The sequence below is a fragment of the Micromonospora solifontis genome, from assembly GCF_003725545.1.
GTDB classification, from domain to species: domain Bacteria; phylum Actinomycetota; class Actinomycetes; order Mycobacteriales; family Micromonosporaceae; genus Micromonospora; species Micromonospora solifontis.
Genome location: NZ_RJLN01000005.1, coordinates 17,021 through 37,893 on the forward strand (window position 1 = coordinate 17,021; position 20,873 = coordinate 37,893).

General features: G+C 72.0%; 17 protein-coding genes. 9 read left to right on the forward strand and 8 right to left on the reverse strand.

Features of this window, described 5'->3' with window-relative positions:
* Positions 1 to 81: 81 nt before the first annotated feature.
* The 4 genes from EFE23_RS02945 (at position 82) to EFE23_RS02960 (ending at position 4,467) form a co-directional block, all read left to right on the forward strand.
* Positions 82 to 1,089: a diacylglycerol/lipid kinase family protein gene (locus EFE23_RS02945; RefSeq protein ID WP_123239323.1), complete on the forward strand. Its 1,008-nt coding sequence runs from the start codon at positions 82 to 84 to the stop codon at positions 1,087 to 1,089.
* Positions 1,082 to 2,089 carry a YihY/virulence factor BrkB family protein gene (locus tag EFE23_RS02950; RefSeq protein WP_123239324.1) on the forward strand — a complete coding sequence of 336 codons (1,008 nt, stop codon included), beginning with the start codon at positions 1,082 to 1,084 and terminating at the stop codon, positions 2,087 to 2,089. The genes EFE23_RS02945 and EFE23_RS02950 overlap by 8 nt, the downstream gene beginning before the upstream one ends.
* Before the next feature lie 74 nt (positions 2,090 to 2,163).
* Positions 2,164 to 3,654 (forward strand): phosphatase PAP2 family protein, encoded by a 1,491-nt coding sequence (locus tag EFE23_RS02955; protein ID WP_123239325.1) that lies wholly within the window; start codon positions 2,164 to 2,166, stop codon positions 3,652 to 3,654.
* A 9-nt stretch (positions 3,655 to 3,663) separates the two neighbouring features.
* A complete protein-coding gene (locus EFE23_RS02960) occupies positions 3,664 to 4,467 on the forward strand; it encodes an endonuclease/exonuclease/phosphatase family protein (RefSeq protein ID WP_123239326.1) in 804 nt (267 codons plus the stop codon).
* 298 nt (positions 4,468 to 4,765) lie between these two features.
* On the opposite strand, the gene EFE23_RS02965 is transcribed toward EFE23_RS02960, so the two are convergent.
* Both EFE23_RS02965 and EFE23_RS02970 read right to left on the reverse strand, forming a co-directional pair.
* Positions 4,766 to 5,566 (reverse strand): alpha/beta fold hydrolase, encoded by an 801-nt coding sequence (locus EFE23_RS02965; RefSeq protein WP_233600838.1) that lies wholly within the window; start codon positions 5,564 to 5,566, stop codon positions 4,766 to 4,768.
* A gap of 68 nt (positions 5,567 to 5,634) precedes the next feature.
* Positions 5,635 to 6,597, reverse strand: a complete 963-nt coding sequence (locus EFE23_RS02970) for a TIGR03557 family F420-dependent LLM class oxidoreductase (protein ID WP_123239327.1) — start codon at positions 6,595 to 6,597, stop codon at positions 5,635 to 5,637.
* Between the two features lie 380 nt (positions 6,598 to 6,977).
* Between EFE23_RS02970 and EFE23_RS02975 the strand changes: the two genes are divergently transcribed.
* Positions 6,978 to 8,351 (forward strand): cellulase family glycosylhydrolase, encoded by a 1,374-nt coding sequence (locus EFE23_RS02975; protein ID WP_123239328.1) that lies wholly within the window; start codon positions 6,978 to 6,980, stop codon positions 8,349 to 8,351.
* An 85-nt stretch (positions 8,352 to 8,436) separates the two neighbouring features.
* Here EFE23_RS02975 and EFE23_RS02980 read toward each other — a convergent pair whose 3' ends face one another.
* From EFE23_RS02980 to EFE23_RS03000, 5 genes are all read right to left on the reverse strand, one after another.
* A complete protein-coding gene (locus tag EFE23_RS02980) occupies positions 8,437 to 9,444 on the reverse strand; it encodes a polysaccharide deacetylase family protein (RefSeq protein ID WP_123239329.1) in 1,008 nt (335 codons plus the stop codon).
* Positions 9,445 to 9,628: 184 nt separating this feature from the next.
* Positions 9,629 to 11,800 carry an alpha-galactosidase gene (locus tag EFE23_RS02985; protein WP_123239330.1) on the reverse strand — a complete coding sequence of 724 codons (2,172 nt, stop codon included), beginning with the start codon at positions 11,798 to 11,800 and terminating at the stop codon, positions 9,629 to 9,631.
* 182 nt (positions 11,801 to 11,982) lie between these two features.
* Positions 11,983 to 12,864, reverse strand: a complete 882-nt coding sequence (locus tag EFE23_RS02990; protein ID WP_123239331.1) for a carbohydrate ABC transporter permease — start codon at positions 12,862 to 12,864, stop codon at positions 11,983 to 11,985.
* On the reverse strand, positions 12,861 to 13,817 hold the full coding sequence (locus tag EFE23_RS02995; protein WP_123239332.1) for a carbohydrate ABC transporter permease: 957 nt from the start codon (positions 13,815 to 13,817) through the stop codon (positions 12,861 to 12,863). The genes EFE23_RS02990 and EFE23_RS02995 overlap by 4 nt, the downstream gene beginning before the upstream one ends.
* A 22-nt stretch (positions 13,818 to 13,839) precedes the next feature.
* The gene (locus EFE23_RS03000) at positions 13,840 to 15,168 is read right to left on the reverse strand and encodes an ABC transporter substrate-binding protein (protein ID WP_123239333.1); all 1,329 of its coding nucleotides are present in this window, start codon (positions 15,166 to 15,168) and stop codon (positions 13,840 to 13,842) included.
* 276 nt (positions 15,169 to 15,444) lie between these two features.
* Between EFE23_RS03000 and EFE23_RS03005 the strand changes: the two genes are divergently transcribed.
* The 3 genes from EFE23_RS03005 (at position 15,445) to EFE23_RS03015 (ending at position 19,421) form a co-directional block, all read left to right on the forward strand.
* Positions 15,445 to 17,511, forward strand: coding sequence for a beta-galactosidase (locus EFE23_RS03005; protein WP_123239334.1), 2,067 nt, complete (start codon positions 15,445 to 15,447; stop codon positions 17,509 to 17,511).
* Positions 17,512 to 17,538: 27 nt separating this feature from the next.
* Positions 17,539 to 18,315 (forward strand): DeoR/GlpR family DNA-binding transcription regulator, encoded by a 777-nt coding sequence (locus EFE23_RS03010; RefSeq protein ID WP_123239335.1) that lies wholly within the window; start codon positions 17,539 to 17,541, stop codon positions 18,313 to 18,315.
* Positions 18,316 to 18,467: 152 nt separating this feature from the next.
* The gene (locus tag EFE23_RS03015; protein WP_123239407.1) at positions 18,468 to 19,421 is read left to right on the forward strand and encodes a sporulation protein; all 954 of its coding nucleotides are present in this window, start codon (positions 18,468 to 18,470) and stop codon (positions 19,419 to 19,421) included.
* Between the two features lie 64 nt (positions 19,422 to 19,485).
* Here the strand turns inward: EFE23_RS03015 and EFE23_RS03020 are convergent, their stop codons facing one another.
* Positions 19,486 to 19,863, reverse strand: coding sequence for a hypothetical protein (locus tag EFE23_RS03020; RefSeq protein ID WP_123239336.1), 378 nt, complete (start codon positions 19,861 to 19,863; stop codon positions 19,486 to 19,488).
* A 393-nt stretch (positions 19,864 to 20,256) separates the two neighbouring features.
* Between EFE23_RS03020 and EFE23_RS03030 the strand changes: the two genes are divergently transcribed.
* A complete protein-coding gene (locus EFE23_RS03030; protein ID WP_123239337.1) occupies positions 20,257 to 20,679 on the forward strand; it encodes a hypothetical protein in 423 nt (140 codons plus the stop codon).
* Positions 20,680 to 20,873: the final 194 nt, after the last annotated feature.

The following is a 20,873-nucleotide window of genomic DNA, read 5'->3' on the forward strand; positions in this document are numbered from 1 at the left end:
GCGGTCAAACCTGTTTGCCGTCCTTGCGACATCGTCCGCCGTCGGCTCGCTGACCCGCCGGATCTGCTGCACACTGGCGCCGTGGACGGTGGAGAGGACAAGCGCCCGGTGACCGCAGACAACCCCGCGCCGCGCTCCGCGGTGGTGGTCAACCCTGCCAAGGTGACCGATCTCGACAACTTCCGCGAAACCGTGGACGGCGCCCTCGAGGCCGCCGGCTGGCCCGCGCCGACCTGGTACGAGACCACGGTGGAGGACCCGGGTCGCGGGCAGGCCGAGGCCGCCGTCAAGGCCGGCGCGGAGGTGGTCTTCGCCTGCGGCGGTGACGGCACCGTGATGGCCTGCGTCACCGCGCTGGCCGGCACCGACGTCGCGCTCGCCGTGCTGCCGCAGGGCACCGGCAACCTGCTCGCCGCCAACCTCGGCCTCTCCAACGACCTGGCCGCCGGCTTGGAGGTCGCCATCGAGCGGGGCATGCGCCGGCTCGACGTCGGCGTCGTCGGCGACAGCTGCTTCGCGGTGATGGCCGGCATGGGCTTCGACGCGCAGATGCTCGACTCCACCTCCGAGACGACCAAGAAGCGGATCGGCTGGCCCGCGTACCTCGTGGGGGCCGCCCGGCACCTGCGGGACCGGCCGATGCGGGTGTCCATCCGGATCGACGGGGGCCCGCCGCTGCGCCGCCGGGCCCGCTCGGTCCTGGTCGCCAACGTCGGCCGCCTGCAGGGCGGCGTACGCCTGCTCACCGACGCCGAGCCGGACGACGGCTGGTTCGACGTGGCGGTGCTGACGCCGCGGACGCTGGGGCACTGGCTGGCGATGGGCTGGGCACTGGTGCGCCGCCGCGGCAGCGTGCCCCGGATGGAGGTGCTCCGGGCCCGCAAGGTCGAGATCACCAGCAACCGGAGCCAGCCCCGGCAGCTCGACGGCGACCTGATCGAGCCGGGCCGGTCGCTGACCGCCGAGATCCGGCCCGAGTCGCTCTGGCTCTGCGTGCCGCGACCCGAGCGTGACCCCGACCTGTCGGTGGACGCCGACGCGGCGGCCAAGCGCGGTGAGCGGTTGGTCGAGCAGGCCCGCCGTGAGTAGCACCAAACTGGTCCCCGAGACCCGGTTGATGTCGGAGGAGGAACTCTCCGCCGACGACGCCTGGCGTACCCTGCGCCGGCACGGCGGCTGGTGCCTGCTCCGGGACGCCTTCATCCGGTTCCGCTACGGCGACGGCTTCAGCCACTCGCGGGCGTTCGCCCTTCAGCTCTGCCTGGCCGTGGTGCCGTTCCTGATCGCGCTCACCGGCCTGATCTCCGACCTCGGGGCCGACGAGGGCGGCAAGGTGGTCGCCGACACCGTCCTGGCGCTCACCCCCGGGCAGAGCGAATCCGTGGTGCAGGAGCTGCTCGGCGACGGCCAGCACACCGAGCGGGCCGGCGAACTGGCCCTGGCCCTCGGTCTGATCACCGGGCTGGTCGCGCTCACCACCGTGATGGCCCAGATCGAGCGGGGCGCCAACCGGATCTACGGCGTCGAACGCGACCGGCCGGCCCTGGCCAAGTACCTCCGCGCCGCCGTCCTCGCCCTGGTCGCCGGGGTGCCCGCGCTGACCGGGTTCCTGATCCTGGTGGGCGGCCGGGCGATGGGCGACTCGGTGCAGCGGCACTACGAGTGGGGGACCTTCGCCAACGCCGCCTGGGACGTCATCCGCTGGCCGCTCAGCCTGGGGCTGACCGTGCTGGCCGTGGCGGCGCTGTTCCGGCACGCCCCCCGGCGCAACCAGCCGGGCCTCTCCTGGCTCTTCTTCGGCGCCGGGATCGCCACCGTGCTCTGGTGGCTGGCCAGCCTGCTGCTCGCCGCGTACGTGAAGTACAGCGGCGGGTTCGGGCAGACCTACGGGGCGCTCACCGGGATGATGGCCCTGCTGCTCTGGGCCAACCTGACCGGGATGGCGCTCTTCGGCGGCCTGGCCTTCGCCGCCCAGCTGGAGGCGATGCGGATCGGCGTGGAGGAGCCCGCCCAGCCCGACCGCTGGGAGCCGGAGGCGGAGGTCGCGCGCGCGGAGGTGCTCGACACCGGCGAGATGACCGCGCTCTGACGGCCGACGGCCGCGTGTAGCGGGGGCCGGAATCGGGTACAGCGCGCCTCGCAGCTGAAAAGGGAGGTGCTCAGGTGACCGCGGTCAAGGAGGCGGCCCGGCGGCCGCTCGGCCATTTCGCCGAGCGGAGCGTCGCGGGCCTGCTCGCCGTCGCCGGCGCGGGTGTCGGGTTCGGCGTGCTGCTGATGCTCGTGCGGTTCCACTGGGGGCCGCTCTACCACGCCGACCACGAGGCGGCCGAGTGGTTCAACAACCTCGTGGCGCCGCACCACCCCGTGGTCACCGTGCTCAAGGCGATCAGCGACCTGGGCGGCCGACCGGTGCTGATCTGGCTGGTCACCATCGCCGTGATCAGCCTGCTGATCCGCCGCCAGTCCCGGCTGGCCGCGTACCTGATCATCACCGGGGTCGGTGGGCTGATCCTCGACCCGTCGCTGAAGGCGCTGGTCGGTCGGCTCCGCCCGGTGGTGGACGTGCCGATCACCCACGCCCCCGGCAACAGCTTCCCGAGCGGTCACGCGCTCGGCTCGTTCGTCGCGTACGGGGCGCTGCTGCTGGTCTTCCTGCCGGCGATGCGACCCCGCTGGCGCAAGCCGGCCATCGCGGTCGTCGCCGTGCTGGTCGTCCTGATCGGGCTGACCCGGATCGCGCTGGGCGTGCACTTCGTCTCCGACGTGCTCGGCGGCTGGCTGCTCGGCGCCCTCTGGCTCGGCGTCAGCGCGTACGCCTTCCGGCTCTGGCGGCGGGAGCGGGGCCGCACCGTGCCGCCGATCAGCGAGGGCCTGGAACCGGAGGCCGGGGAGGAGATCAAGCCCGCACCGGCCGAGGAGCGGTTGCTGGACCACCCCCGCTCGGCCGTCGCCGAGCTGCTGGTCGGCTGGGTCCTCGTGTTCGGCGCCCTCTACGCCTTCGGCATGTACGTCAGCTACCACGCCAAGGGCACCGTCTTCGACACGCTGGACACCGAGGTCCCGCAGTGGTTCGCCGCCCGGCGCACCGACCAGCTCACCGAGCTGAGCTGGTGGTGGAGCAAGTTCGGCGACACCCACGCGATCCTGCTGGTCTCGCTGGTCTTCTGCCCGCTGGTGCTGGCGGTCTGGCGGCGCTGGCGGCCGGTGCTCTTCGTGGTGCTGGCGATGTTCGGTGAGCTCAGCCTCTTCCTGGCCAGCGCCCGGGTGGTCGAGCGCCCCCGGCCGCCGGTGGAGAACCTGGACGGCCAGATGCCCACCTCGTCGTTCCCGTCCGGGCACATCGCGGCCACCATCTGCCTGTGGAGCGCGATGGCGATCATCGTGTTCGTCCGTACCGACCGCTGGTGGCGGTGGCTCTTCGTGGCGATGGCGGTGATCATGCCGGTCGGGGTGGCCATCTCCCGGATGTACCGGGGCATGCACCACCCGACCGACTTCATGGGCGCGATCCTGCTGGGCGGGCTGTGGATCCCGCTGCTCTACTGGGTGGTCCGCCCGAACGCCGATGTGTACCAGGGCAACCGGCCGGCGATCGAGTCCGAGCAGGTGCACGAGCTGGACGACGAGCTGGCCAAGGCCGGCCGGGAGGGCTGACCGGGCGCCATGCTGCGGGTGATGACCTGGAACATCCGTACCGGCGGGCGGGACCGCGACGGGACCGACCGCTGGGACCGGATCGTCGCGGTCGTCGCCGCGCAGCGCCCCGACGTGCTGGCCCTGCAGGAGCTGCGCGGCCTGGACCGGGGCGGACGGCTGACCGACCTGGCGGGCCGGCTGGGCATGGCGCCGCACCTGGCCCGGTCCTGCTTCGGGCAGCCGGTGGCGGTGCTGGTCCGCGCGCCGCTGCGGGTGCTCCGGTCCGGCCGGGTGCGCCGTCCCTTCCACCACGCCGCGGCCCGGGTCGAGGTGGCCACCTCGACCGGGCCGCTGACCGTGCTCAGCACCCACCTGAACCCGTACTCCGGCGGCCGGCGGCGGATGGAGGCCGACTGGCTGGCGGCGACGGTCCGGCGCACCGGGGGCCCGCCGGCCCTGCTCGCCGGGGACCTGAACACCCTCGAACCGGCGGTCGACCATACCGCCCGGCTGGCCGGCCTCACCGAGCTCTACCGGCGGCGGCACCTGCGCCGCGACGGCCGTACCGTCGACACCCGCGCGGTGGCCCGGCTGCTCGACGCCGGTCTGGTCGACCTCTGGCCGCACCTCGGCGGCACCGAGCCGGACGGGCTGACCGTGCCGACCGGGTACGCCGGGGCGGAGTTCGCCGCGATGCGGCTGGACTACCTGCTCGCCACCCCGGACCTCGCGGCCCTGACCGACGCGGTCCGGGTGATCCGCGACGCCCCGGCGGACACCGCCTCCGACCACTACCCGGTCCTGGCCGACCTGGCGCTGGATCCGGCCTGACGCGCGTCCCCCGCCCCGCCTCGCCCCGGCGAGGGGCCAGGTTCACGGAAAGAGTGGCCTTGGCTGCTCGTGCGGCCACTCTTTCCGCGAACTTGCGCGGATCTTCGGGCGCGGCGCGGCGCGGCGAAACCCGAGTTCGCCTGGCCGGCCGCGGGGCGGCGGTCGCCCGAGCTGTCAGAGGATGAGGTTCAGCAGGACGGTGAGCACCACCGAGGCGAGGATCGAGAAGAGGATCATCAACAGGCAGCCGAGCCCGCCGCCGAGAGGCCGGATCTCCGTGTTCCCGATACGCATGGACTCACCTTTCCAGGACGGGCGCCAGCAGGGCGCGGATCGCGTCGGCGACCTGCGCGGGGGCGGTGGTGGCCACGTTGTGCGCGGCGGCCGGCACGGTGACCGACCGGCCGTCGGGCACGAGCCGGGCGGCCTGCTCGCGCCAGCGTGCCGGGGCGACGGGGTCCCGGGCGCCGCCGAGCACCAGCGCCGGCGCGGCGACCCGGACCAGGTCCGCCTCGACCGCGTTGCGGACCGAGTGGGACAGGGTGGCGACGACCCGCCAGGGCCGGGCGTCCCACCCGTCCCGGAACAGGATCGGCGCCTGCAACGGGGCCTCGCGCAGGGCGTCGACCAGCCAGCGGCTGAGCTGTCCCCGGCGGCTGCGGGCGGCTGGGTCGCTGGTCGGGCCGGCCAGCACCAGGGCGCGGACCAGGTCCGGGCGGCGGGCGGCGAGCGCGGCGACCACCTCCGCGCCGAACGAGTGCCCCACCAGGCAGACCGGGTCCAGCCGGTACGCGTCCAGCCAGGCCGCCAGGTGCGCGGCGTGCCGGGACACGTCGTACGCGGTGCCGGGGCGTTGGGTGAGCCCGAATCCGGGCAGGTCCGGCACGTACACCGGATGGGTGGGGGAGAGGGCGACGGCCAGCGGGGTGAGGTAGCGGTGCGAGACGGCGAGCCCGTGCACCAGCACCACGGCCGGGGTGCCGCCGACCGGGTCGGTCGAGCGGCGGGTGTGCGTCCGCAACCCGGCGACGAGCCGGAACTCGCTGATCAGGCCGGCCGCCGGCCGGGGCGCGGCGAGGGCGAGGCGCAGTCCCGCCACGCCGAAGCGCCCGGGTGGCGACGGCCGGAGAGCGCGGCCGGCGCTCCCCGGTCGCGTCGTCCGCAGCGTCACAGCTCGCGGAGCCGGGGCAGCAGCTCCTCCTGCGCCCAGTCCAGGAACATCGGCTGGCTGTCGCCGCCGACCTGCACGAGCGCCACATGGGTGAACCCGGCGTCGACGAACTTCTTGAACGCCTCGACGTGCCGGTCGACGTCCGGCCCGCAGGGGATGCCCTGCGCCACGTCGTCCTCGCGGACGAACTGGGTGGCCGCCGCGAACGCGTCCGGGTCGGGCAGGTCCGCGTTGACCTTCCAGCCCAGCCCGAACCAGCGGAACTGGTCGTGGGCGATCTTGCGGCACTCCGCCTCGTCCGGGCCGTAGCAGATGGCCACCTGGCCGTAGCGGGGGCGGCCCGCGCCGCCGGCCTCCTCGTACATCTCGATCAGGTGCGGCAGTGGGTCGGTGGCGATGAGCCCGTCGCCGTACTCGGCGGCGAGGGTGGCCGACTGCCGGCCGGAGGCGGCGACGGCCATCGGCACGGGACGTTCCGGCCGGTCCCAGACGTACGCGTCGGGTACCTCGAAGTGGTTGCCGGAGAAGGTCAGCGACTCGCCGTTGAGCAGGGGCCGGATGATCTGCAGCGCTTCCTCGAACATCTCGTGCCGCTGCTGCACGTGCGGCCAGCCGCCGATCACGTGCTCGTTGAGGTTCTCCCCGGCGCCCAGGCCGAGGGTGAACCGGCCGTCCGAGAGCATCCCGATGGTGCTGGCCTTCTGTGCCACCACGGCCGGGTGGTAGCGCCGGATCGGGCAGGTCACGAAGGAGAGCAGTTCGGCCCGGCTGGTGGCGTGCGCGACCGCGCCGAGCACCGACCAGGCGTACGGGGAGTGGCCCTGGGTGCCGAGCCAGGGGCTGTAGTGGTCGGACATGACCAGGTGGTCGAAGCCGGCGGCCTCGGCGCGGATGGCGTGGTCGACCAGCTGCTTCGGGCCGGCCTGTTCGCACATGAGGGTGTAGCCGACGTTGACCATGGCGCATCTCCTTCCGGGCGGATCGTCACCGGATACCCCGGCCCACGCGGGCCAACCCTGGAGTCCGCTTTCCGGGTCGCGGTGCGTCTTGACGCCGGGAGGGACGGTGCCTACAGTCCGCCTTAACCGGTTCAGACCGGGGTGGCGCTACATCCTGTGGTGGGGATGACCGCCCCTGTGGCGGCCCGTGGCGACACGGGCCGCCACAGGCCACCGCCCCGAGGATCGGCGAACTTAACCGGTTGCTTTCCGTGATCCATCGCCCTACGCTGATGCCTGCGTCCGCCGGGAACCGGGCGGCGGCTGTCGGGCTCGGCCGCCTTCGTCACCACCACCGCACCCCCCACCTGGGCACGGGGGAGACCTCCCTGAGGACAGCCATGAAGAAGTTGCTCTCCGTCGCGGGCGCCGCCCTGCTGACGGTTCTCGCCGCCGTCTTCGCCTTCGGGCAGCCGGCGCACGCCGCCGCCGGCTTCTCCGTCTCGAACGGGCGGCTCTACGACGCCAACGGCAACGAGTTCATCATGCGCGGGGTCAACCACGCGCACACCTGGTACCCGCAGCAGACCAGCTCGTTCGCCAACATCAAGGCGCTCGGCGCGAACACCGTCCGGGTGGTGCTGGCCAGCGGCGACCGCTGGGCCAAGAACGACACCGCCGACGTCGCCAACGTCATCTCGCTGTGCAAGGCCAACAAGCTGATCTGCGTCCTGGAGGTGCACGACACCACCGGATACGGCGAGCAGAGCGGCGCGATCACCCTGGACCGCGCGGTCGACTACTGGCTGAGCATCGCCAGCGCCCTGCAGGGCCAGGAGAAGTACGTCATCGTCAACATCGGCAACGAGCCGTACGGCAACCAGGGCTACGGCACCTGGGCCACCGACACCGCCAATGCGATCAAGCGGCTGCGCGCCGGCGGCCTGGCCCACACGATCATGGTGGACGGCCCGAACTGGGGCCAGGACTGGTCCTTCACCATGCGGGACAACGCCAGCACGGTCTTCAACGCCGACCCGCAGAAGAACACGGTCTTCTCGATCCACATGTACGGCGTCTTCGACACCGCCGCGGAGATCACCGACTATTTGGGCCGGTTCCGCAGCGCCGGACTGCCCATCGTGGTCGGTGAGTTCGGCTTCAACCACTCCGACGGCAACCCGGACGAGGACACCATCATGGCCTACAGCCAGGCCAACGGGATCGGCTACCTCGGCTGGTCGTGGAGCGGCAACGGCGGCGGCGTCGAGTACCTCGACATGGCCACCAACTTCGACCCGAACCAGCTGACCAGCTGGGGCCAGCGGATCTTCAACGGGGCCAACGGCATCAAGTCCACCGCCAAGGAGGCGTCGGTCTACTCCGGCGTCACCCCCACCACGCCGCCCCCGACGACGACCCCGCCGACCACGCCGCCGCCCACCACCGCGCCGCCGACCACCCCGCCGCCCAGCGGCGGCTGCACCGCCAGCTACACGATCGTCAACTCCTGGCAGGGCGGCTTCCAGGGCGAGGTGAAGGTGACCGCCGGCTCGGCCGCCATCAACGGCTGGACGACGAAGTGGACCTTCGCCAACGGCCAGACCGTCACCCAGTCGTGGAACGCCACGATCAGCGGCAGCGGGTCGACGTACACCGCCCGCAACGTGGACTACAACGGCCGGCTCGGTGCCGGGTCCAGCACCAGCTTCGGTTTCATCGGCAGCTGGAACGGCACCAACTCGGTGCCCGCGGTGACCTGCACCGCGAGCTGACCGCCGTCGTACCACCGGTGGCCGGGTCCGCGCGGACCCGGCCACCCCCTTTTCCGGTACGTCGGCGGTGCGGCGATCTGGGGTGTCAGCCGGCGGCGCAGGAGACCGTCGGCCAAGTCCAGTTGCCGTTGTGCTGGATGGTGACCCCGAAGTTGTTCCCGCTGCCGTTGGGCCTGGCGACCATGGTCTGGGCGTTGGTCCAGGTGGCATTGACGTTCCAGGTGGCGATGACCTTCGCGGGGTACGGGATGTTCATCGTGACGGTCCAGGTGTTGGTGCCGGACACTGAGACGTTGAGGTTGTAGCGGTCGTACCACTGCTGGCCGGCCGACAGCGTCGCCGTGCAGCTACCGCCACCGCCACCGCCACCGCCACCGCCGCCGCCGTCGCCGTCCGGGGCCACGGCGCGGCCGGTCTGCGGCGAGATCATGCCGGCGCAGAGCCCGCGACTGGCCAGGACCTGGGCGATGCGCGGGATCGCCGCGAGCGTGTTGGCGGGCCACTCGTGCATGAGGATGATCTGTCCGTTGGTCAGCCGGCCGACGGCCTGCACGATCGCGTCGACGCTCGCGCCGTTCCAGTCCTGCGAGTCGACGTCCCAGATGATCTCGGTCAGGCCGTACTTCGTCTCCACCGACCGCAGCGTCGAGTTGGTCTCGCCGTACGGCGGACGGAACAACTTCGGCGTGCCGCCGCCCGCGTTGGCGATGGCCTGCTGGGTCCGGGAGATCTCGGAATCGATCTGGGCCTGGCCCTGCTGGACCAGGTGCGGGTGCGTGTAGCTGTGGTTGCCGACCCACATGCCGGCGTCGACCTGGGCCCGGACCTGGGCCGGGTAGGCGGCCGCGTACTGGCCCTCGTTGAACATCGTGGCCCGCAACCCGTTCTGCCGTAGCGCGTTGAGCAGGGCCGGGGTCTTGTCGTTGGACGGGCCGTCGTCGAAGGTCAGCCCGACGTATCCGGCGCAGGCGGCGGCTTGTGCCGGTGCGGCGGTGGTGGTCAGGGTGCCGACGACCCCGCCGGCGACGACCAGCGCGGCGGCGGCGAGGCCGGCGATCAGGGACCGCTTCTCGGGGTGTGGTGTGGTACGCATCCGGATGGCTCCTCCGCATCGATGGCGGTCGAGGTATTCGGTGGCGACAGTATTGGCTCGCCGCTTCCGCCATGTCAACGACTTCCGGAAGTCCGGCGCGGGCCCTCCCGAGCACAGCGCGCCTGCGGGGCGAACATCCACACTGCGCGGCCCGAAACTTTTCGGACCCGTTCCGGACGTGCCGCTACCCGACCTCGGTGAGCTCCAGCAGCAGCGCCTGCTCCGGATGCAGGGCCGGCAGTTGCAGGCCCACGGCCGCCAGCACCGACCCGCTCAGCGTCACCCCGTCGCCCGGCGACAGCCAGCCGGGTTCGGTGAGCTGGAGTACCGCCGGCTCGGGGACCCCGGCCGGCGGCCGCACCCGGTAGCGCCGGGACGGATCCAGGCCGGGTAGCCGCAGCACGCCGGGCACCTGCGCCACCGAGGTGGCCAGCCGGGAGATCGCGTACACCGCGTGGGAACGGTCGTGGGCGACCACGCCGTGCGCGTGGACGGCCGGGTCCGGGTGGTCCACCCGGACCACCCGGCCGCCGTGCAGCAGCGGTCGCAGCCGCTTGTGCAGCGCCACCCAGGCGGTGAGCTCGGCCCGCTCGGCGGCGGTGATCCCGCTGATGTCCCACTCGATGCCGTGGTGACCGAAGAGCGCGGTGACGGCCCGGAAGCCCAGGTCGTGCACCCGGTGGGTGGTGTGCGAGCGTTCCGGTCCGATGTGGGTGCCGACCAGCTCGGGCGGGAGCAGCAGCCCGGTCCAGCGCTGGATCGACAGCCGCTCCAGCGCGTCGTTGCAGTCGCTGGCCCAGACCCGGTCGGTGCGGCGCAGGATCTCCAGGTCGACCCGGGCCCCGCCGGAGGAACAGCTTTCGATCTCCAGCCGCGGGTGCCGGGCGCGCAGTTCGTCCAGCAGCCGGTAGACCGCCACGGTCTGCGCGTGCACCCCGGGCCGGCCGGCGTGCCCGGCCTCGGTGAGGTCCCGGTTGTGGTCCCACTTCAGGTACGCGATCCCGTCGTGCCCGGTCAGCACGGCGTCCAGCCGGGACAGCAGGTGCGCGTACGCGTCGGGGTGGGCCAGGTCGAGCACCTGCTGGTGCCGCCACGGCAGGGGGAGCCGGCCGGGGGTCTGCAGCACCCAGTCCGGGTGGGCCCGGAACAGGTCCGAGTCCGGGTTGACCATCTCCGGTTCGACCCAGAGCCCGAACTGCATGCCGTACCCGCGGACATGGTCGATGAGCGGTTGTAGCCCGTCCGGCCAGACGTCGTCGTCGACCCACCAGTCGCCGAGGCCGGCCCAGTCGTGCCGGCGGCCCCGGAACCAGCCGTCGTCCAGCACGAAGCGTTCCACGCCCACCTCGGCGGCCCGGTCGGCGAGCCCCTTGAGCCGGTCCAGGTCGTGGTCGAAGTAGACCGCCTCCCAGACGTTCAATGTCACCGGTCGTGGGCTGCGCGGGTGCTGCGGGCGGGCCCGCAGGTGGGTGTGCAGGACGTCGCTGAGCCCGTCGAGGCCCTCGACGGAGTGCACCGCGTAGAGCAGGGGAGTCGCGTACTCCTCGCCCGGGCCCAGCACGATCTCGCCCGGGGTCAGCAGTTCGCCGCCGCCCAGGGTGGCCTCGCCGGTGGGGCGGCGCTCCGCCACCGTGACGTGGTCGCCGCTCCACGCGGTGTGCACCGCCCACAGCTCGCCGTGCCCGAAGCCGAAGCCGGGCGTGCCGGCGACCAGCAGCAGCGTGGCGTCGTGCCCGGTCCGGCCGTGCCGCCCCTCGCGGACCCAGGCGCCCATCGGCCACGGGTGCCGCTGCGGGGTCCGCTCCCGGCACCAGCGGCCGGTCAGGTCGAGCAGTTCGGTGGCGACCGCCGGCACCGGCAGCACCGGGGTCAGCTCCCGCACCTCGTAGGGGGCGTCGCCGTCGTTGCGCAGCCGGTGCCGCAGGGTCAGCAACCCGGCCGGGTCCAGCGCGATCTCGACGGTCAGGGACAACCCCGCGCCCGGGTCCGCCGCCCGCACGGTCACCCGCGCGGCCCCGCCCCCGGCGGACGGCGGCGCCACGGGCTCGTCGACCACCTCCAGGCCCGTCAGCCGGAAGGCGGTCGACCAGTCCCGGCCAGCGCGGTGGCCGGCCAGCCCCGGCCGGCCGCTCCAGCCGGCGCTCGCCTCGGGCAGCAGCGACAGCACGGTGGGCGCGTCGAAACTGCTCGGCACCACGGGTGGGACCGTGGCGTCGACCAGCGCGGGCAGGTCCTCGGCGGGCAGCGGGCCCAGGTCGGCGCCCCAGTGCACGACCCGGGGAAGGCCCGGACCGCGCGCGTCCAGCACCAGGCTGGTCCGCGCGCGGCGGAGGTGGAGGATGGCCGGAGTCGTCATACCGCTCGGCTTTCTGTGCGGGCCCCCGGCCGTGACAGCGCGTGACACGAGCCGGGCGGCCGAACCATGGTGAGCGGCATGTCTGTCAGACATGGTCATGTCTCACAGACATACCGCTCTACGGACAACAGTCTTCGCCGCCGGAGCGGCCGGAGCGGCCGGAGCGGCCGGAGCCGGGCCGGTCAGCCCTTGCTGGCGCCCAGGGTGAGGCCCCGGACGAACTGCTTCTGCAACAGGAAGAAGATCACCAGGGTGGGGATGGCGACCAGCACCGAGCCGGCCGAGACCAGGTTGTTGTCGGTGAAGAACTCGCCGCGCAGGTTGTTCAGCGAGCTGGTGACCGGGAACTTGTCGCCGGTGCGCATCAGGACGGTGGCCCAGAAGAACTCGTTGTAGATCCAGGTCACCTCCAGGGTGGCCAGCGCCGCCAGGGCCGGCCGGCACAGCGGCATGGTGACCTGCCAGTACTGCCGCCAGACGCTGGCCCCGTCGACCATCGCCGCCTCGTACAGTTCGTGCGGCAGGGCCTTCATGTAGTTGCTCAGCACGAAGACGCAGAAGCCGCACTGGAAGGCGACGTTGACCAGGATCAGCCCCCAGTAGCTGTCGTAGAGCAGCTCCGAGTCGCTCATCCAGGCGGGCAGCGGGATCTCGGTGAACATCCGGAACAGCGGGATCAGCAGGGCCTGCTGGGGCAGCAGGTTCGCCGCGGTGAAGAGGCCGAGCAGGGCGATGTTGAACTTCCAGCTGAACCGGGCGATCACGAACGCCACGCAGGAGGCGAGGAAGAGGGTCAGCAGCACCGCCGGGACGGTGATGTAGACGGAGTTGAGGAAGTGCTTGCCGAACTCCGCCGTCCGCCAGGCGGTGACGTAGTTGTCGAGGGTCCAGCCGCCGAGCGAGACGTAGCCGTGGGTGGCGGTGTACTCGTACGACCGCAGCGAGGTCAGCGCCGCCCAGAGGATCGGGAAGAGCCAGCCGACGGCCACCGTACCCAGGAACAGGTGCAGGACCACCCGGGCGGGGCGCAGCGGCCGGCGGCGCCCGGCCGGCATGGTGGTCATCGCTTTTCCTCCCGCATCACGGTGGCCAGGTAGACGGTGATGAAGACCAGGGAGACGACCAGCATGATGGTCGCCAGGGCGGAGCCGAAGCCGATCCGGCTGGCCTCACCCACCACGTTCTGGGTGACCAGCGCGGAGAGCAGCTCCAGCCCGTTGCGGCCCTTGTTGACCACCCAGACCAGGTCGAACGCGCGCAGCGACTCGATCACCGTCACCACCAGCACGATGATGTTGATCGGCCGCATCACCGGGAAGACGACCCGGAAGAAGGTGCTGGCCTCCGAGGAGCCGTCCACCGCGGCGGCCTCGCGCAGCGACGGGTCGACGCCCTTCAGCCCGGCCAGGTAGAGCAGCATGATGTAGCCGACGTGCCGCCAGCCGGCGGCGACCAGCACCGCCCAGATGTTGACGTGCGGGTCGCCGTACCAGTCGGTCTGACTGCCCAGCACCGCGTTGAGCAGGCCCTGGTCCCGGCTGTAGATGAGCTGCCAGACGAAGCCGATCAACGCGAGCGAGAGCACCACCGGCAGGTACAGCGCGGTCTGGTAGAACCGGCTGCCGCGTAGCTCCTTGTCCAGCAGCACGGCGAGGAACATGCCGAACGGGGTGGCCACCACGAACAGCGCGGCCAGCCAGAGCAGGTTGTTCTGCACGGCCGGCACGAACGGCGGGTAGATGTTCACCACGTCGTCGTAGTTCTTCCACCCGACCCAGTCGATCTCGCCGAGCGGACCGATGCCGTCCCAGTTCGTGCCGGAGAGCAGCACGGTCGCCACCGCGGGCAGCCAGACCAGGGCCACCACCAGCAGCAGGGGTACGAGCACCATCAGCGTGATCACCACGCGGTCGGTGCGGGAGAGGAGCCGCAGCCGGCGGCCGCGACCACCCGTGACGGTGGTCGGGGCCGCCGGCGGTACGGCGCGATCCGCTTGGACCAGGGGCAGGTCGGACATGGAGTCCTCCCCCTTTCCGCCGTCAGCTGGTGAAAATCGACTTCTTCTGGTTCTCGATGCTGGTCAGCAGACCGCTGACGTCCTTGGGGTTCTTGATGAACTGCTGCAGGGCCGGGATGATCACCGTGGAGGCGAAGTCCGGCCGGGTGTCCCGGTCGAGGAACTGGGCGATCTCGGTGGCCGAGCCGACCAGTTCGGCGGCCTTCTTCTGCAGGGCGGTGTAGCCGCCGGTGTCCGCGCCGGTGTTGGCGACCAGGGTGCTCGGGTCGTTCTTGACGGTGATGTCGGCGGCGTCCTTCGAGCCCAGGTATTCCAGCAGCTTCTTGGCGTTGGTCTCGGACTTCGGCTTGCGGGCCATCATGTAGCCGTCGATCGGGGCGTCGAGGGCCTTCGCGCCGATCGTCGAGTCGATCTCGGGAAAGGTGAAGAAGTCCAGATCGTCCTGCTCGTCGTTGTTGAACTGCTGGGCGACGAAGAGGCCGAGCAGGTACATGCCGCTCTTCTTCTGCTGCAGCGACTGGGCGGCCTCCTGCCAGGTCCGGCCGAGCGCGTCGGGCTGGTGGATGGGGAGCAGCCCGGCCCAGGCGTCGAAGACCTTCTTGACCTTGTCGGAGGTCCACGCCTCCTTGCCGGCCATCAGGTCGATGTGAAACTGGTAGCCGTTGATCCGCAGGTTGAGGATGTCGAAGGTGCCCATCGCCGGCCAGCCGTCCTTGTCGGCGAAGGCGATCGGGACCAGGCCGTCCTTCTTCATCTGCGCGCCGAGCGTGTTCAGGTCGTCGAGCGTCTTCGGCACCTGGTAGCCGTGCTGCTGCCAGACCGACTTGCGATAGAAGACGGCCCACGGGTAGTACGACGCCGGCACGAAGTACTGCTTGCCGTCGTCGCCGGTCGAGGCCTTCTTGAACGCGTCGGAGTAGCCGGAGAGCTTGCCCCAGACGTCGCTGAGGTCGCCGGCCAGGCCCTTGGCGGCGAAGAACCGCATCCGGTAGCCGGCGAACCAGGTGAACACGTCGTCCGGCTTGCCCTGCAGGTAGTTGTTGATGTTCTCCTGGAACGTGTTGTGGTCGACCGTGTTGATGGTGACGGTGACCCCGGACGACGTCTTGAAGCCGTCCATCACCTTGGCGATGACGTCCTTCGGCTTCGGGTCCGACTGGTTCGACCCGAGCGACACCACCTTGGAGCCGGCGCCCGAGTCGGAGTCGGAGCCGCAGCCGGCGAGCAGGCCCGTGCCCAGCAACGCGCCCGCGCCGGCCGCGCCGGCGAGCAGCGAGCGGCGGTTGAGGCCGGCGACGGACGGGGGTACGAGTCGGGCGAGGTATTCGGCTTGCGAGCGGGGACGGGACATTGTGCCTCCTGCGTGGAAGAGGTGCGCTGCGCCCAAGGGCCGTGAGGTGGCGGGGATCGGTGTTCGCGTCGGCACCGGTAGATCCACCGAGAATCCACATGTCCGAACACAAACAGCCGGTGGCGGTTGAAGCTACCCCTTGGTTCCGCGCTGTCAAGAGGGCGGACGGACAGCGATAACCCAGTTGTGACAAGGCCTTGGCCAGGTAAACGTTGTAATCGTGTCGATGTTGGAAAGTGTTGACTTGGGTGCCGTTCGGGGGCACGCTCTGCAGCCATGCGGAACTGGCAGGGCGAGCGCATCTGGTACGGCGCGGACTACAACCCGGAGCAGTGGCCCGAGGAGACCTGGGCCGAGGACGTCGCGCTGATGCGCCGGGCCGCGGTCAACCTGGTCTCGGTCGGGATCTTCTCCTGGGCTCTGCTGGAACCCGCCCCCGGGCGCTTCGAGTTCGGCTGGCTGGACCGCGCGCTGGACCTGCTGCACGACGGTGGGATCAAGGTCGACCTGGCCACCGCCACCGCCAGCCCGCCGCCGTGGCTGGCCCACCGCCACCCGGAGACGCTGCCCCGCCGCGCCGACGGGACGGTGCTCTGGCCCGGCGGGCGGCAGGCGTACTGCCCCAGCTCGCCGGTCTTCCGGGAACGCTCGCTGGCCCTGGTCGAGGCCGTCGCCGGCCGGTACGCCGAGCACCCCGCCGTGGTGATGTGGCACGTCTCCAACGAACTGGGCTGCCACAACGTGCACTGCTACTGCGACGTCAGCGCCGAGGCGTTCCGCCGCTGGCTGCGCGACCGCTACGGCGACCTGGACACGCTCAACGCCGCCTGGGGCACCGCGTTCTGGAGCCAGCGCTACCACGACTGGGCCGAGATCAACCCGCCGCGTGCCGCGCCGACCTTCGCCAACCCCACCCAGCAGCTGGACTTCCTGCGCTTCTCCTCGGACGAGCAGCGCGACCAGCTACGCGCCGAACGGGAACTGCTGACCCGGCTCGCCCCGCAGCCGGTCACCACGAACTTCATGATCGGCACCGGCATCAAGTACCTCGACTACCACTCGTGGGCCGCCGACGTGGACCTGGTCGCCAACGACCACTACCTCACCGCCGCCGACCCGCGGCCGCAGGTCAACCTGGCCCTCGCGGCCGACCACACCCGAGGCGTGGCCGGCGGCGCGCCGTGGCTGCTGATGGAGCACTCCACCAGCGCGGTCAACTGGCAGCCGCGCAACGTCGCCAAGACCCCCGGCCAGCTGCGCCGCAACAGCCTCGCGCACGTGGCGCGCGGCGCCGACGGGGTGCTCTTCTTCCAGTGGCGGGCCTCCCGGGCCGGCGCGGAGAAGTTCCACTCCGCGCTGGTCCCGCACGCCGGACCGGAGACCAAGGTGTACCGCGAGGTCTGCCGGCTCGGCGCCGACCTCCAGGCCCTGGCCGAGGTACGCGGCAGCCGCGTCGAGGCCGAGGTGGCGATCCTCTTCGACTACGAGGCCTGGTGGGGTGCGGAACTCGACTCCCATCCGAGCGTCGACGTGACGTACACCGACCGGCTGGCCGCCCTGCACGGCGCGCTCTGGCGGGCCGGCGTGACCGCCGACGTGGTGCACGCGACCACCGATCTCGCCGGCTACCGGCTGGTCCTGGTGCCCACCCTCTACCTGGTCCGCGACGCCGACGCCGACGCGCTGCGCCGGTACGTGGCGGCCGGCGGAACGGCGCTGGTGACGTACTTCAGCGGCATCGTCGACGAGCACGACCAAATCCGGCTCGGCGGCTACCCGGGCGCCTACCGGGAGCTGCTCGGGGTGCGCGCCGAGGAGTTCTTCCCGCTGCGGCAGGGCGAGCGGGTCCGCCTCGACGACGGCGCGACCGCCGACGTGTGGACCGAGTGGCTGCACGCCGAGGGCGCCGAGGTGCTCGCCTCGTACGCCGACGGGCCGCTGCCCGGGGTGCCCGCGTTGACCCGGCACGCGGTCGGCGCCGGCGCCGCCTGGTACGTCGGCACCCGGCTCGACGACGCGGCCACCGACCGGCTGGTCGCCCGGCTGCTCGCCGAGGCCGGCGTCCGGCCGGCGGCGGCCGCCCCGGCCGGCGTGGAGGTGGTCCGCCGCCGGTCCGCCGACCGGAGCTGGCTGTTCGTCATCAACCACACCGACGCCGAGGCCCGGCTGGCGGTCACCGGCGCCGAACTGCTCGCCGGCGGCTGGTGCGACGGCGAACTGGTCGTCCCGGCGGGGGAGGTGGCCGTGGTCCGCGAGGCGTCCGGGGGCGCTGCCGACCGGGCGCTGCCGACCGGACCGGACGCCGGCGCTCCCGCCATCGATCGGGCCGTCGAGGCGGCCTGACGTACCGTGCCGGCGGAAGGAGGTTCGATGCTTGCTCAGCAACGGCAGAGCGCCATCCTGGAGCTGATCCGCCAACGCGGCGGGGTCCGGGTCAGCCATCTGGTCAGCCGATTCGGCGTCTCGGACATGACCATCCGGCGGGACCTGGAGGTGCTCGCCGAACGCGGCCTGGTCGACAAGGTCCACGGGGGAGCGACCCTCGCGGGTCCCGGCTCGGCCGACGAGCCGGGCTTCGCCGCCAAGTCGATCCGGCAGCAGGCCGAGAAGCGGGCGATCGCCGAGCGGGCCGCCGGGCTGATCGAGCCCGGCATGGCCATCGCGCTGTCCGCCGGCACCACCACCGCCGCCCTCGCCGGGCGACTGGCGGACGTCCGTGGCCTCACCGTGGTCACCAACTCGATCCCCGTGGCCGACGTGCTCTACCAGAACCCCCGGCCGGACCAGACCGTCGTGCTCACCGGCGGCATCCGTACGCCCTCGGACGCGCTGACCGGGCCGGTGGCCGAGGCGGCGATCGCCACCCTCAACGTAGACCTGCTCTTCCTCGGCGTGCACGGGATGAGCCCGCGCACCGGGTTCACCACCCCCAATCTGCTCGAGGCGGCGGTCAACAAACGGCTGATCGGCGCGGCCCGGCGGCTCGTCGTGCTCGCCGACCACACCAAGTGGGAGACCATCGGCATCGCCACCATCGCCCCGTTGGAGGAGGCGGACCTGCTGATCACCGACGGCGGCCTGCCGCCCGACGCGCGTCGCCAGATCGGCGAGCAGGTCGGCGAGCTGATCGTGGTGGACGTCAACTGACGGGGACGCCTGGACGCCGGACGGGACCTGGCCGGCACGGGCAGCGGCGGTCCGCGCTTTCAGGCACTTCACAGCCGTGCAGGTTAGGGTGCCCTTCGTGGCTTGCGCACTCCATGGTGGAGTGTGCCGACGGTGGAGGCGGGGTAGTGCCGATGGTCTTCAAGAAGATGCTGAGCGCGTTCGGCGTGGGCGGCCCGAGCGTCGACACGGTCCTGACCAACCCGAACACCCGGCCCGGCCTGTCCCTCGACGGGCACGTGAACCTGATCGGCGGGGACGCGCCGGCCACCATCGAGCACATCGCCGTCGGGCTGGTCACCCGGGTGGAGATCGAGGGCGGCGACTCCGAGTACGCCGGCATCATGGAGTTCCACCGGATGCCGGTCAGCGGCCCGTTCGAGCTGGCCCCGAAGCAGCAGATGTCCATCCCGTTCCAGCTTCCGGTGCCGTGGGAGACCCCGGTCACCGACGTGTACGGCCAGCGGCTGCACGGGATGACGATGGGGCTGCGCACCGAGCTGGCGGTGGCCCGGGCGGTGGACAAGAGCGACCTGGACCAGGTGGCGGTGCACCCGCTGCCGATTCACGAGCGGATCCTCGACGCCTTCCAGGCGCTCGGATTCCGGTTCAAGCACGCCGACCTGGAGCGGGGCCACATCCACGGGGTGCAGCAGACGCTGCCGTTCTACCAGGAGATCGAGTTCTTCGCCGCGCCGCAGTACGCCCGGGTGATCAACGAGGTCGAGCTGACCTTCGTGACCAGCCAGCGCGGCGTCGACGTGATCCTGGAGTGCGACAAGCGCGGCGGCTTCCTCAGCGCCGGACACGACGTCTTCGGCCGGTACGCCGTACCGCACACCGACGCCGACCGGGCCGACTGGGTGCAGGTGGTGGACGGCTGGCTGCGGGAGACCACCTCCCGCTACGGCAACCTGCGCGCCGACGGCTTCGGCGCGCCGCACGGTCACCACGGCCGGCACGGCTCGGGCATGGGCGGCATGGTGGCGGGCGCCGCGCTGGGCGTGGCCGGCGGACTGGTCGCCGGCGAGCTGATCGAGGACGCGTTCGAGGGCGACTTCGGCGACTTCGGCGGGGACTTCGAGTAGGTACGACGCGACGGTGGCCCCGGAGGTTGTCTCCGGGGCCACCGTCGTCTCAGGTGTGGTGCGCTCAGTGCCGGGCCCGGCGCTCCTCGCCGCTGCGGAAGTTGCTTCCGGCCTTGGCCAGGCCGCGGCTACCCAGGTAACCGATGGTCAGCAGCGTGATGAAGAACCAGGCCTGGGGTGCGCGGAAGATGTCCACGCCGACCGAGTTCTTGCCGACCAGATAGGACGCGATCAGCACGGCCGCGACGGACGCCACGTACACCCAGAACTCGGTGGTCGCGAACGACTGTTTGGTCTCGGTGCCCGGGGCGCCCATCGCCCGCTCCCGGTGCCCGTCGTACGCCGCCATCGGACGGGTCGGCGCTTCCTGCATGGCCGCCCGGTTCTGGACGTCGGGCGCCGGTCGGTTCATCGGCCTGGTGGATGCAGCCTGCGTGCTCATCTGCTCCTCCTCAGGATTGATGAGTCGTTTCCTGCACTCCCTCGCCCCGCTACCGCGTTTCGGCCACGGCACGGTTCGCGTTCATGGCGGGGGCACCCCCCGTCTACCCGGGGCCCCGGAGAGGTAACACCGGTCCCCGGCCGAATACCGCCCGCCGGCGGCCAGGGGGCCGGCGGTTCGCGCTCGGCATGCCGCAAGCCGGGGTGGTGCGACGCCTCCGACACCACGCCATGCCGCGACCGGAGCCGATCACCCGGGGGAACCGGACAGGCGGGCACGGACGGGACGGCCGCCCGGCCGCCCGGCGGCCCGGCGGCCCGGCGGGGCCGGTTTGGGCCGCCGGTCGACGGGCACGCAAGGAGGATCCCGAGAGACTTCTGCGAGGTGGTTGACGTGCGTGAGGACGACATGCGGCAGGACGCCGCCCGCCGGGCCGAGGAGCGGGTCGCCGGTGGGGTGTACGGCGAGGGCGCGCTCGACGAGGTCACCGTGCCGCAGACCGATGTGACGCGGGTGATCCAGGAGGAGGACCCGGACGACCCGGCGCACACCCGGGTGGACCCGAACGTCCTCCGCGACGGCGGGCCGACCGGGGGTCAGGGCGCGGTCACCACGACCGGCGGCACCGCGGGCCCGGCGAGCGCGCGCCGGATCGCCCGCCAGCCGGAACGGCACCCCGGAAAGGTGGCTCCGACCACCACCGGCGACGCCACCACCGGCGGCCTGAGCACCCCGGCCGGCGGCTCCACCAGCGACGCCTCGTCGTCCGGCAGCCAGGTCGGCAACTTCACCGACGAGGAGCCGAACCCGGGCTGACCACGAAGGTGCCGGCCTGGCACTCCGCGCCGTGGCGCCCCGCCCCGTGGCGCCGCACCGCCTGCGCGCCGCACCGCCTGCGCTCCGCGCCGAGCGCCCGACCGCTTGGCCCCTGATTCACGGAAATAGTGGTCTCCGCGGCGTGGGAGGCCACTATTTCCGTGAATCAGGGCGGATCTTGAAGCGCAGCGCAG